General features: G+C 69.9%; 11 protein-coding genes. 6 read left to right on the top strand and 5 right to left on the bottom strand.

Annotation, left to right across the window (positions count from 1 at the left end; translation table 11 throughout):
- The first annotated feature begins 8 nt into the window (after positions 1-8).
- Both E5S66_RS10375 and E5S66_RS10370 read left to right on the top strand, forming a co-directional pair.
- Positions 9-707, top strand: a complete 699-nt coding sequence (locus E5S66_RS10375) for a hypothetical protein (protein ID WP_138349136.1) — start codon at positions 9-11, stop codon at positions 705-707.
- Between the two features lie 13 nt (positions 708-720).
- Positions 721-1,410: a DUF2884 family protein gene (locus E5S66_RS10370; RefSeq protein ID WP_246037209.1), complete on the top strand. Its 690-nt coding sequence runs from the start codon at positions 721-723 to the stop codon at positions 1,408-1,410.
- 96 nt (positions 1,411-1,506) lie between these two features.
- Here E5S66_RS10370 and aroA read toward each other — a convergent pair whose 3' ends face one another.
- The 4 genes from aroA to serC are packed head-to-tail and all read right to left on the bottom strand — an operon-like array spanning position 1,507 to position 6,241.
- On the bottom strand, positions 1,507-2,835 hold the full coding sequence (aroA, locus tag E5S66_RS10365; RefSeq protein WP_138349135.1) for a 3-phosphoshikimate 1-carboxyvinyltransferase: 1,329 nt from the start codon (positions 2,833-2,835) through the stop codon (positions 1,507-1,509).
- Positions 2,832-3,944: a histidinol-phosphate transaminase gene (gene hisC, locus E5S66_RS10360; RefSeq protein WP_138349134.1), complete on the bottom strand. Its 1,113-nt coding sequence runs from the start codon at positions 3,942-3,944 to the stop codon at positions 2,832-2,834. The genes aroA and hisC overlap by 4 nt, the downstream gene beginning before the upstream one ends.
- A gap of 1 nt (position 3,945) precedes the next feature.
- Complete coding sequence (gene pheA / locus E5S66_RS10355; protein WP_138349133.1) at positions 3,946-5,148, bottom strand: prephenate dehydratase; 1,203 nt, start codon at positions 5,146-5,148, stop codon at positions 3,946-3,948.
- On the bottom strand, positions 5,141-6,241 hold the full coding sequence (gene serC / locus E5S66_RS10350) for a 3-phosphoserine/phosphohydroxythreonine transaminase (RefSeq protein WP_138349132.1): 1,101 nt from the start codon (positions 6,239-6,241) through the stop codon (positions 5,141-5,143). Before serC ends, pheA begins: the two co-directional genes overlap by 8 nt.
- Before the next feature lie 186 nt (positions 6,242-6,427).
- Between serC and E5S66_RS10345 the strand changes: the two genes are divergently transcribed.
- The 3 genes from E5S66_RS10345 (at position 6,428) to E5S66_RS10335 (ending at position 11,480) form a co-directional block, all read left to right on the top strand.
- Positions 6,428-7,585, top strand: a complete 1,158-nt coding sequence (locus tag E5S66_RS10345) for an efflux RND transporter periplasmic adaptor subunit (RefSeq protein ID WP_138349131.1) — start codon at positions 6,428-6,430, stop codon at positions 7,583-7,585.
- A gap of 12 nt (positions 7,586-7,597) precedes the next feature.
- Positions 7,598-10,762 (top strand): efflux RND transporter permease subunit, encoded by a 3,165-nt coding sequence (locus E5S66_RS10340; protein ID WP_138349130.1) that lies wholly within the window; start codon positions 7,598-7,600, stop codon positions 10,760-10,762.
- 106 nt (positions 10,763-10,868) lie between these two features.
- Entirely contained in the window at positions 10,869-11,480 is a 612-nt protein-coding gene (locus tag E5S66_RS10335) for a TetR/AcrR family transcriptional regulator (protein ID WP_138349129.1), read from the top strand.
- A 30-nt stretch (positions 11,481-11,510) separates the two neighbouring features.
- On the opposite strand, the gene E5S66_RS10330 is transcribed toward E5S66_RS10335, so the two are convergent.
- Positions 11,511-11,783, bottom strand: coding sequence for a polyhydroxyalkanoic acid system family protein (locus E5S66_RS10330; protein WP_138349128.1), 273 nt, complete (start codon positions 11,781-11,783; stop codon positions 11,511-11,513).
- Positions 11,784-11,876: 93 nt separating this feature from the next.
- Here E5S66_RS10330 and E5S66_RS10325 point away from each other — a divergent pair, with 93 nt between their 5' ends.
- A complete protein-coding gene (locus E5S66_RS10325) occupies positions 11,877-12,662 on the top strand; it encodes an FHA domain-containing protein (RefSeq protein ID WP_138349127.1) in 786 nt (261 codons plus the stop codon).
- Positions 12,663-12,695 lie beyond the last annotated feature (33 nt).

The following is a 12,695-nucleotide window of genomic DNA, read 5'->3' as shown; positions in this document are numbered from 1 at the left end:
GCTTTCCCATGACCCGCATTGCCGCAAGGGACAAGACCATGCAGACCAAGCGCTTTCTTCCCATCGCCGCCCTGACCCTGCTGCTGCCGCTGGCAGCGCAGGCCCAGCCGCCCCGCCCGGCGGACACCGGCATCAGTGCCGAGATCCGCCGTGAACTGGGCGACGCCCGCAAGGAAGTCCGGGCCGAGCTGGCCAAGGCCAAGTTGGAGCTGGACACCGGGGACCTGCAGCTGCAGGACAACCTGCAGTTCGGCAAGCAGTCCGAGGCCAAGCGCCGCGACGCCAAGCAGGTGGCAGCGGCGATCACCCCGCAGGGCGACCTGCTGATCGACGGCAAGCCACAACGGATCGACGCCGCCCAACGCCGCCAGCTGTTGGCGTATCGCGGGCTGGTGGTGGAAATTTCCAAGGCAGGCATCGACATCGGCCAGAAGAGCGCGGATGCGGCGCTGGACGCCGTCAGCGGCTCCTGGGTAAGCCTGATGTTTGGCGCCATGACCGGCAGCCTGGAGCGGCGGGTCGAGCGTACCGTGCGCGAGCAGGTGGAGCCGGGCGTGCGCGGCATCTGCCGGATGCTGCCGCGGGTGATGGACTCGCAGCAGCGCCTGGCCGCCAGCCTGCCGCAGTTCCGCCCCTACGCCAACCTGGAACGCGACGACGTGGAGGACTGCGAGAACAGCGTCCGCCGCGAATTCGCCAGCCTCTGATTCGGAGAACCCCATGAAGCACGTTTCCCTGCTGGCCTCCATGGTTGTCGCCAGCCTGCCGCTGCTGGCCTGCAGCCAGCCCCCCGCTCCGCCGGCGCCGCCCTCGCCCCCCGCCACGCCCACCGCCGACAGCGCCAACAAGGGCTTCATCGCCCGGCAGGTGGATCGGGCCCTGGACGATGCGCGCAAGGAGCTGCACGAGGGCAACCTGAGCATCAACGGCGACATCAACATCAACGTCAACGGCAAGCAGTTCGGCAAGTCCGACAGCCAGCTGCCGAAGGCCGAAATCAGCCCGCAGGGCGATCTGCTGGTCGAGGGCAAGCCGGTGCAGACCACCGCCGCGCAGCGCCAGCAGCTGCTCACCTATCGCAACCAGGTGCTGGGCATCGCCGATGCCGGCATGGCGATCGGCTCGCAGGGCGCCGACCTGGCCGGCAAGGCGCTGGGCGGCGTGTTCGGGGTGATCTTCGGCGGCGATCAGGCCGAGAAGGAGTTCGAGGCGCGGATGGAAGCCGAGGGCAAGAAGATCGAAGCCGAGGCGCTGAAGCTGTGCACGCAGCTGCCGCCGCTGCTGGCCAGCCAGCAGGCGCTGGCGGCCAGCCTGCCCGCCTTCAAGCCCTACGCGACGATGACCAAGGAAGACATCGACGACTGCAGCAAGGACACCAAAAGCAAGCACATCACGGTCACCAGCAACTGAGGCATGCCGGCGCGCGCCGCATTCGAACGGCCGCGCCTGAAACACCCTCCCCCGAGGCGTCCCCGCCGCTGCATCGGCTGCCGGGACGCCGTTTTTTTATCGGCCCTGCCCGCCTGTCTGGTCCTGCAACCCGAACCCCGCGCCGCGCGCCAGCGTGTCGAAGCCGGGAAAGGAGGTTGCCACGGTGGCGACATCGCGGATCCGCACCGCGCCGCTGGCCACCTGGCCGGCCACCGCGAAGGCCATGGCGATGCGGTGGTCGTCGTGGCTTTCGATCGTGCCGCTGCCCAGCGGGCCCGGATGGACGGTGGCGCCATCCGCGGTTTCATCCACGCGCAGGCCCAGCGTGCGCAGGCCGGCGGCCATCACCGCGAGGCGGTCGGATTCCTTGACCCGCAGTTCGGCCGCGCCGCGCACCACGGTGGCACCTTCGGCGCAGGCGGCGGCGATGAACAGCGCCGGGAACTCGTCGATCATGTCCGGCACCAGCGCCTCCGGCACCTCGATGCCGCGCAGCGGCGCATGCCGCACCACCAGGTCGGCCACCGGTTCGCCGCCGTGGAGGGCGGCGTTTTCCTCGCGAATGTCCGCGCCCATCATCCGCAGCACCTGCAGCAGGCCGGTGCGGCGCGGGTTCAATCCCACCTGCCGCAGGCGCAGTTCGGAACCCGGCACGATGCTGGCCGCTACCAGGAAGAACGCCGCCGAGGAGAAATCCGCCGGCACCGCCACGTCGGTGGCGCGCAGGCGCTGGCCGCCGCGCAGGCGGGCGAAGCCCGGCGAAAAATCGATGTCCACGCCGAACGCCGACAGCATCCGTTCGGTGTAGTCGCGGGTGGGATGCGGCTCGCGCACCACGGTTTCACCAGCGGCGTACAGCCCGGCCAGCAGCAGCGCCGACTTCACCTGCGCGCTGGCCACCTCCAGGGTGTGGTCGATGCCGGCCAGCGGCTGGCCGCCGTGGATGCGCAGCGGCGGCGCGCCGCCGTCTCCGGTATCGATGCGCGCGCCCATCTTCGCCAGCGGCACGGTCACCCGCCGCATCGGCCGCTTCGACAGCGAGGCATCGCCCACCAGCACGGAATCGAAGCGCTGCGCCGCCAGCAGGCCCGCCAGCAGGCGCATGCCGGTGCCGGCGTTGCCGCAGTCCAGCGGGCCGTCGGGCGCCTGCAGGCCGTCGATGCCGACGCCGTGCACGATCCGTCGCGACGGCGATGGCGTCTCGATACGTACGCCCAGCCGCGCGAAAATCGCCGCGGTGGCGCGGGTGTCCTCGCCTTCCAGGAAGCCGTCGATGGTGGAGACGCCGTCGGCCAGCGCCGCGAACATCACCGCCCGGTGCGAGATCGACTTGTCCCCGGGGATCGCCAGCGTCCCGCGCAGCGGCGCGCCCGTGCGCGCCACCCAATCCTTCGCCCCACTCACGCCAGCACCTCGTCCAGCGCGGCCAGCAGCCGCGCGTTGTCGTCCTGCGTGCCCACGGTGATGCGCAGGCAGTCGCCCAGCCCGTAGCCGCCCATCGGCCGCAGGATCACCCCGCGCGCCAGCAGCGCCGCCTCCACGCGCGCGGTGCGATCGCCGAACTCGACCAGCAGGAAATTGGTCTGCGAGGGCGACACCGCCAATCCGCGCGAGCGCAGCGCGCCGGACAGCGCCTGCCGCTGCTCGCGGTTGGCATCCAGCGAAGCGGCAAGATGCGCGGCGTCCGCCAGCGACGCCTGCGCCGCCGCCAGCCCCGGCGCATTGACGTTGAAGCTTTCGCGCACCCGCTCCATCACCGCGACGCAGGCCGGATGCGCCAGCGCGTAGCCCACCCGCAGCCCCGCCAGCGCATGCGCCTTGCTGAAGGTGCGGGTGACGACCAGGTTCGGATGCGTCGCCAGCAGCGGCAGCGCGCTGGCGTAGTCCGGCGCATCGACGAATTCCGCATACGCCTCGTCCACCACCACCAGCACCTGTGCCGGTACGCCGGCAAGGAAGGCTTCGAACGCCGCGCCGGAATACCAGGTGCCGGTGGGATTGTTGGGATTGGCGAGGTACACCAGCCGGGTGCGCGGGGTGATCGCCGCGCGCAGCGCATCGAGGTCGTGGCCGCGCGGCATCGCGTGCGCAGGCGGCAAGGCGGGCGCCAGCCGCAGCGTCGCGCCCGCTGCCTGCGCGGCCAGCGCATAGACGGCGAAACCATATTGCGATGCCACCACCTCATCGCCCGGCCCGGCGAACACCTGCGCGAATTGCATCAACAATTCGTGCGAGCCGTTGCCCAGCACGATGTCGGCGATTTCCACGCCAAGGCCGTCGGCCAGGGCGCGTTTCAGGTCGCCGCCGAGCGGATCGGGATACACATGCGCGCCGTCCAGCGCGGCGATCGCAGCCTGTATCGCCCGCGGGCTGGCGCCGTGCGGATTCTCGTTGGACCCCAACTCCAGCAGCGGCCGAGGCGCGGCGCGACGCAGCGCCACCAGGTCATGGCCGGGATCGTAGGCGCGCAGCGCGCGGATGCCTGCGTTGGCAAGCGAAGCGAAGTCGATCATCTCAGAGGATCGCCACCGGATAGGAACCCAGCACGCGCACTTCATCGCCGGCCGCGTTGATTTCCGCCAGCGCGTCCTTCAGCGGCGACTCCTCGCAGTGGCCGGCCACGTCGATGAAGAACGCGTACTGCCACTTGTGGCCGTGTTCAGGGCGCGATTCGATCCGGTTCATGCTGATGCCGCGGCGGGCCAGCGGCTCCAGCACGCCGTACAGCGCGCCGGGGCGGTCGCGGATGAACACCAGCAGGGAGGTGCGGTCGTTGCCCGACGGCGGGAACGGCTGCCGGCCGATCACCAGGAAGCGGGTGGTGTTGTCGCTGCGATCCTCGATCGGGCCGGCGATCTTGCGCAGGCCGTACACCACCGCCGCGGACTCGCCGGCGATGGCCGCCGAATCGTCGGCATTGCGCGCGCGCCGCGCGCCCTCGGCATTGCTGGACGTCGGGATCCTTTCCACCCCCGGCAGATGGGTGCGCAGCCAGCCGCCGGCCTGCGCCAGCGCCTGCGGATGGCCGAAGATGCGCTCCACGTCCTCCAGCCGGCCGCTGCGCGAGAGCAGGTACTGGTGAACGCGCAGCTCCACTTCGCCGCAGATCCGCAGCGGCGAGGTCAGGAACAGGTCCAGGGTCACCTGGATCGTGCCCTGTCCGGAGTTCTCCACCGGCACCACGCCGAAATCGGCGCTGCCGCTGGCGACTTCCTGGAAAACCTCCTCGATGCTGCCCAGCGGCAGCCCATGCGCGGAGTGGCCGAAATGCTTGTAGACCGCCTGCTGGCTGAAGGTGCCCTCCGGGCCCAGATAGCCGATCTTCAGCGGCTCCTGCTGGGCCAGGCAGGCCGACATCACCTCGCGGAACAGCCGCACCAGCACGTCGTCGGCCAGCGGGCCGTCGTTGCGGTCCACCACCCGCCGCAGCACCTGCGCCTCGCGCTCGGGGCGGTAGTAGTCCACCGCCGCCGCCAGCTTGCCCTTGGCCTTGCCCACCTGCTGTGCCCAATTGGCGCGCTCGGCGATCAGCTGCTGGATCTGCAGGTCGATGCCGTCGATCTGGGTGCGCACCTGCGCCAGGTCGAGCCTGGTTTCGGCAACAGCCACAGCCTTCTTCGCGGATTTCTTCGCGGGCTTTTCCGCGGGCTTCCTGACGCGCTTCTGCGCGAGCTTGCTCGACGTGGTTTTCGTCGTGGTCGAAGTCTTCTTAGCCATGGGCCTGCTGGAACTCCCGCATGAAATCGACCAGTGCCTGCACCCCGGCTTCCGGCATGGCGTTGTAGAGCGAGGCGCGCATGCCGCCGAGCACGCGATGGCCCTTCAGCGCCACCAGCCCGGCCTGCTTCGCCTCATCGAGGAAAGTCCTGTCCAGCGCGGGATCGTGCAGGAAGAACGGCACGTTCATGCGCGAACGCGCGCCCGGCGCCACCTCGTTGCGGTAATAGCCGCCGGAACCATCGATGGCGGCGTACAGCAGCGCCGCTTTGCGCGCGTTGCGGCGGGCGAACTCGGCCACGCCGCCTTCGTCCAGCATCCACTTCACGGTCAGCCCCAGCACGTACCAGTTCCAGCTGGGCGGGGTGTTGAGCATCGACTCGGCCCTGGCCTGCGCGGCGTAGTCGAAGATCGGCGCGCGCGGCTGGCCGCTGCGTTCCAGCAGGTCGCGGCGCACGATCAGCACGCTGATGCCGACCGGACCCAGGTTCTTCTGCGCGCCCGCGTAGATCGCGCCGAACTTCGCGATGTCGAGTGGCTCGGAGGCGATGGAGGAGCTGAAGTCGGCGACCAGCGGCGCGTTGCCGGCTTCGACGGCTTCGGACAAATGCGCGTCGCGCCACTCGACACCGTGGATGGTTTCGTTGGCGGTGAGGTGGACATAGGCGGCATCGGGCGACAGCTGCCAGTCGGCGCGCGCCGGCACGTCACGGAAGCCGCCGGCTTCGCTGCTGGCGGCGGTGCGCGCGTCCACGCAGTGCGCGGCCTGCCGGATCGCGGTCTTGCCCCAGTGGCCGCTGACCACGTAGTCGCAGGCCTGGCCGGGCGCGGCGAAGTTCAGCGGCAGCAGCGCCTGCACGGTGGTGGCGCCGCCGGCGGCGAAGACCACCGCATAGTCGTCGGGAATGGACAGCAGGGTGCGCAGGTCGGCCTCGGCCTGCTGCGCCACCGCAATGAAGTCCGGGCCGCGGTGGCTGATTTCCAGGATCGACGCACCGCAATCGCCGAACTCCAGCATCGTGGCCTGCGCCTGGCGCAACACGGGTTCCGGCAGCGTCGCGGGGCCGGGGCTGAAGTTGTAGGCGCGTGACATCGGCGATCCGGAATTTGCGAAGGGTCTTCGGAGTATGCCGCACTGCAGCACGCACGCACCGTTGATTTCCATTGCAACAAGTCATGTTCCCCTGTCGTCTTTGACAAAAAGAGAATGATCGTTCATTCTTAACATCTTTCCGACAGCCCGCCGCCGCAAGGCGGCCCTCCCCCTCCAAGGCCCCCCATGTCCAGCTTTCGTCCGCGCGCCGCGTTGCCACTGACGTTGATCGCCGTCGCCCTTGCCGTTTCCGCCTGCGGCGGCAACGCGCCGCCCGCCGCCGCGCAGATGCCGCCGCCGGAAGTGACGGTGGTGACGCTGAAATCCAGCGACGTGACCCTGAGCCGCGAACTCTCCGGCCGGGTCACCCCGTCGCTGATCGCCGAGGTGCGCCCGCAGGTCACCGGCATCGTCCGCCAGCGGCTGTTCACCGAAGGCGGCAGCGTCCGCGCCGGCCAGGCGCTGTACCAGATCGACAACACCGCCTTCCTCGCCGACCGCAACGCCGCCGCGGCGCAGGTGGTGCGGGCGCAGGCGGCCTTGACCACCGCCAGCCTGAAGGCGGCGCGCTCGGCCGAACTGGCGAAGACGCAGGTGATCAGCAAGCAGGACAACGACAATGCGCAGGCTGCGCTGCGGCAGGCGCAGGCCGAACTGCGCGCCGCCCGGGCCGGGGTCCAGGGCGCCAACGTGCCGCTGGGCTTCACCCGCGTCAGCGCACCGATCAGCGGCAAGATCGGCCGCTCGGCGGTGACCGCCGGCGCGCTGGTGAACGCTGGCCAGCCCGCCGCGCTGGCCACCATCCAGCAGCTGGATCCGATGTACATCGACCTCAGCCAGTCCAGCGCCGAGCTGCTGCAGCTGCGGCGCGAAACGGCGGCCGGCAACCTGGCCAGCACCGACGAGGTGCCGGTGGGCATCGTGCTGGAGGACGGCAGCCGCTATGCCCACGCCGGGCGAATGAGCTTCGCCGAAACCACGGTCGACCCGACCACCGGCAGTTTCATCGTGCGCGTGGTGGTGCCCAATCCCGACCAGGTGCTGCTGCCCGGCATGTACGTGCGCGCCGTACTCGCCAACGGCGTGCGGCGCAACGCGCTGCTGGTGCCGCAGCAGGGCGTGAGCCGCGATCCCAAGGGCCAGGCCAGCGCGATGGTGGTGGATGCCGAGGGCAAGGCCGCGCTGCGGCAGGTGACGGTCAGCCGCACGGTCGGCGCCAGCTGGCTGGTGGAAGACGGCCTGAAGCCGGGCGACCGGGTGATCGTGGAAGGCCTGCAGAAGATCCAGCCCGGCGCGCCGGTGCGCGCGGTCGAGCAAGGCGCGCCCGCCGCGCCGGCCAAGTAAGGGAGCCAGGCCATGGCACGTTTCTTCATTGATCGCCCGATCTTCGCCTGGGTGATCGCGATCCTGATGATGCTTGCGGGCATCGTCTCGCTGCGCAACCTGCCGGTGGAGCGCTATCCCTCGATCGCGCCGCCCACCATCAGCGTCAGCGCGATCTATCCCGGCGCCTCCGCCAAGGTGCTGGAGGACTCGGTGACCCAGGTCATCGAGCAGCAGATGAAAGGCCTGGACGGCCTGATCTACATGGCCTCCAACAGCTCCGGCGTGGGCCGCGCCGAGGTGCGGCTGACCTTCGAGAACGGCACCGACCCCGACATCGCCCAGGTGCAGGTGCAGAACAAGCTGCAGACCGCGATGCCGCTGCTGCCGCAGGAAGTGCAGCGGCAGGGCGTGGTGACTTCGAAGGGTTCGGCCGGCTTCCTGATGGTGGTCGGCTTCGTGTCCGAGGACGGCAAGCTGGGCCGCGACGATATCGGCGACTACATCGTTTCCAACGTGGCCGACCCGCTCAGCCGCGTGCCCGGCGTCGGCAACCTGCAGGTGTTCGGTTCCAAGTACGCGATGCGGATCTGGCTGGACCCCGGCAAGCTGGACGGCTACAAGCTGGCGGTTGCCGACATCCTGTCCGCCCTGCAGGCGCAGAACGCGCAGGTCGCGCTGGGCCAGCTGGGCGGCGCGCCGGCGGTGGAGGGCCAGCAGCTCAACGCCACCATCAACGCGCAGGACCGGCTGCAGACCCCCGAGCAGTTCCGCGACGTGATCGTGCGCGCCAACCCGGACGGCTCCACCCTGACCCTGGGCGACGTGGCCAGGGTCGAGATCGGCCCGGAAACCTACGAGTTCGTGGCCCGCTACAACCGCCAGCCCACCGTGGGCGTGGCCATCTCGCTGGCCACCGGCGCCAACGCGCTGGACACCTCCGACGCGGTCAACGCGCGGCTGAAGGAACTGGAGCCCTATTTCCCCGCCGGGCTGAAGACGGTGGTGCCGTTCGACACCACCCCGTTCGTGCGGGTATCGATCAAGAGCGTGGTGCAGACGCTGGTCGAAGCGATCGTGCTGGTGTTCCTGGTGATGTACCTGTTCCTGCAGAACTTCCGCGCCACCCTGATCCCCACCATCGCGGTGCCGGTGGTGCTGCTGGCGACCATCGCCACGCTCTACGCGCTGGGATTCTCGATCAACATGCTGACCATGTTCGCGATGGTGCTGGCGATCGGCCTGCTGGTGGACGACGCCATCGTGGTGGTGGAGAACGTCGAGCGGGTGATGGCCGAGGAAGGCCTGCCGCCGAAGGAAGCCGCACGCAAGTCGATGGACCAGATCACCGGCGCGCTGGTGGGCATCGGCGTGGTGCTGGCGGCGGTGTTCGTGCCGATGGCCTTCATGTCCGGCTCCACCGGCATCATCTACCGCCAGTTCACCGCCACCATCGTGACCGCGATGGGGTTCTCGGTGATCGTCGCCATCGTGCTGACCCCGGCACTGTGCGCCACCCTGCTCAAGCCGATGAAGACGGGCGAGCACCACGTCCACGCCGGCGGGCCGCTGGGCCGCTTCTTCGACTGGTTCAACACCCGCTTCGACCGCGGCAGCGCGCGCTACCAGCGCGGCGTGAAGGGCATCCTGCATCGCCCCGGCCGCTTCATGGCGGTATTCGCCGCGCTGCTGGTGGCGATGGGCCTGATGTTCCTGCGCCTGCCCAGCTCGTTCCTGCCCGACGAGGACCAGGGCGTGCTGATGGCGATGGTGCAGGCGCCGGTGGGCTCCAGCCAGGAGCGCACCCTGCAGGCGATGTACAAGATGGAGAACCACTTCCTCGACCAGGAAAAGGACAACGTCGAGTCGGTGCTGATGGTGCAGGGCTTCAGCTTCGCCGGCGCCGGCCAGAACACCGGCATGGCCTTCATCAAGCTCAAGGACTGGAGCGAACGCACCACGCCGGAATCGCAGGCCAGCGCCATCGCCGGCCGCGCGATGGGAGCGCTGATGCAGATCAAGGACGCCATGATCTTCGCGTTCTCGCCGCCGCCGATGCCCGAGCTGGGCACCTCCGCCGGCTTCACCCTGATGCTGAAGGACAACGCCGGGCTGGGCCACAAGGCCCTGCTGGACGCGCGCAACCAGCTGCTCGGCATGGCCGCGCAAAGCAAGCTGCTGGCCAACGTGCGCCCTAACGGCATGGAGGACACGCCGCAGCTGCGGGTGGATGTGGACCCGGCCAAGGCGGAAGCGCTGGGCGTGCCGGTGGCCGCGATCAACCAGACCCTGGCGGTGGGCTGGGGCGGCGCCTACGTGGACGACTTCATCGACCGCGGCCGGGTCAAGCGCGTGTACATGCAGGCCGAGTCGCCGTTCCGGATGGTGCCGGAGGACTTCCTCAAATGGTCGGTGCGCAACAAGACCGGCGAGATGGTGCCGTTCTCCTCCTTCGCCACCACCCGCTGGGAATACGGCTCGCCGCGGCTGGAGCGCTATAACGGCGTGCCGTCGATGGAGATCCAGGGCCAGGCCGCCGCCGGCTCCAGCTCCGGCGAGGCGATGGACGAGATGGAGGCGCTGGTGGCCAGGCTGCCGGCAGGCATCGCGCTGGAATGGACCGCGATGTCCTATCAGGAACGGCAGGCCGGCTCGCAGACCGCGATGCTGTACGCACTGTCGTTCCTGATCGTGTTCCTGGTGCTGGCCGCGCTGTACGAAAGCTGGAGCGTGCCGACCGCGGTGCTGATGGTGGCGCCGCTGGGCATCCTCGGCGCAGCGCTGTTCTCCAACCTGCGCGGGTTCGAGCGCGACGTGTACTACCAGGTCGGCATGCTGACCACCATCGGCCTGACCAGCAAGAACGCGGTGCTGATCATCGAGTTCGCAAAGCAGAACCTGGAAAAGCACGGCATGCACCTGATCCCGGCGATCATGCACGCCGTCCACGACCGCCTGCGTCCGATCATCATGACCTCGCTGGCATTCGGCCTGGGCGTGCTGCCGCTGGCCATCGCCAGCGGTGCCGGCTCCGGCGCGCAGCAGGTCATCGGCACCAGCGTGCTGGGCGGCATGATCGTCGGCACCGCGCTGGGCGTGTTCTTCATCCCGCTGTTCTATCTGGTGATCGAGAAGCTGTTCGACGCCCGCCACCGCAACGACCCGGAAACCGAGCCGGGCGACGGCAGCCCGCCGTGACCGCATCGCCGCGTCCGGTGGCCGCACCGCTCCGCCACACCCGCACGCGGGCGCGCGCGCGATTGCTGTACCGTGCGCTGCTTCCACGCCGCAGCCAAGCCCGCCCATGAACACCCCGCGCCCCCGCAGCAGCAAGGCCGAAGCGCGCACCCAGGCGCAGCGCGAACGCATCCTGCAGGCCGCGCAGCAGTGCTTCATCGAGCACGGCTTCCACGCCGCCGGCATGGCCAGGATCGCCGAAACCGCCGGCATGAGCCCGGGCCTGATCTACCGCTACTTCGAGAACAAGGCCGCGATCATCCAGGCCATCGTGCAGCGCCAGCTGGACCTGGTGCGCGAGGACATCCGCCTCAATCGCAAGGTCGACCTGGCGAAGGAGCTGGCCGACACCTACGGCAGCCAGCGCGATGCCGACGGCCGCCACCTCAGCGCACCGCTGCTGCTGGAGGTGTCCGCGGAGGCCACCCGCGATCCGCAGATCGCGGCGGCGGTGCAGCACTTCGACCGCCAGCTGCGGCGGTCGCTGCAGGAATGGCTGGGGCGCGACCAGCAGGCCGGCGGCCCGGGCATCGCCCCGCAGGACATCCCCAAGCGGGTGCTGGTGCTGCAATTGCTGTTCGAAGGCATGCGCCTGCGCGAAACCCGCGAACCGGATCTCGACCGCACGCTGCTGGAAGACGGGTTGCGCGAGGTCATCGCACACCTGCTGCAGCCCTGACCGGCGGCGCCGCGCGGGCGACGCCGGCGCTCAGAACCGTTCCTGCAGCACCCGCTTGATCTCCGCCTCGATCGGGTCCTTGAACATCGCCGCCAGGAAGCCGAGCTTGGCGAACACGTGCAGCCCGCCTTCCTCCAGCGCGATGTGGCCGTCGATGCCGGAGCGCGAGAAGTTCAGCATGTCGCCGTCCCAGCCGCACTCGACCTGGAACCGTTCCTGCAGCTTGCGTGCGACCTCTTCCACCGCCTTGCGGGCTTGCGGCTTGGGCAGGGCATGGGCGTGGCGGATATCGATGCGTGACATGGTGATGGCAATGGCGGGTGTTGCCGCATTCTGCCGCGTGCAGCGGCGCGCGAACAGCCGGGGCGGCGCCAGCGCGTGCTAGATTCCGCGGCGATGAACGACCTGCACCTGCGCTTCTGCGATGGCCGCCAGCCCGACCTGCCCCTGGAGCCAGGCGTGCATGCGCTTGGCCGCACTGCCGTCGGGCTCGGCCCGGTGGCGGCCGACGGGCCCGCGCTGCTGCAGCTCTGCAACGACCGCCGCGGCATCTGGATGACCGTGACCGAGGGCATGCGCGGCGTCCATGTCAACGGCCGCCCGGTGCAGCAGGTGGCAATGTTGCGCGCCGGCGACAGCATCCATGCCGACGGCAGCGAACTGCTGCTGTACGCCGCCAACGACGACCGCACCCCGTCGCCCTCCACGTCAGCGGTGCGCGACCCGGCCGGCAACCTGCGGATGGTGCTGCGCGGTGTCGGCGGCCCCTACCACGGCCGCTGCATCAGCCTGGATCGCCCGTGCCATGTCGGCAGCGCCGCGGCTGCCGACCTGCGCATCGAAGGCGCCGGCATCGCTGCCGAGCACGCGCTGCTGGAAGCCGGCAACGGCCAGGCGCTGCTGCGCAATGCCGCCGCCGACGTGCTGGTCAACGGTCGCCCGCTGCGCCAGGCAGTCCTGCACAGCGGCGACCAGATCGCGTTCGGGGTACAGCACCGGTTCGTACTGGAAGGCCCGCCGCCGCCAGCCGCCGAGCAGCCGCGCACGGCGCCGCCCACCGAGGCCGATGCCCCGCCCGTACCGCCGCGCCGGCGCTGGACGCAGGGCGTACCGTGGCTGCTGCTGGCCGCGCTGCTGCTGGCCGCCGCACTGACCGCGCTGCTGGTCTTCGGCGCACGCTGATCCGGCCACAGCCGGCCCGCAGATGAAGGGGCG

This window comes from Thermomonas fusca, assembly GCF_005862345.1.
Lineage (GTDB): Bacteria > Pseudomonadota > Gammaproteobacteria > Xanthomonadales > Xanthomonadaceae > Thermomonas > Thermomonas fusca.
Note: the sequence above shows the minus strand (reverse complement) of the source record. Positions and strands in the feature narration are given on the sequence as shown.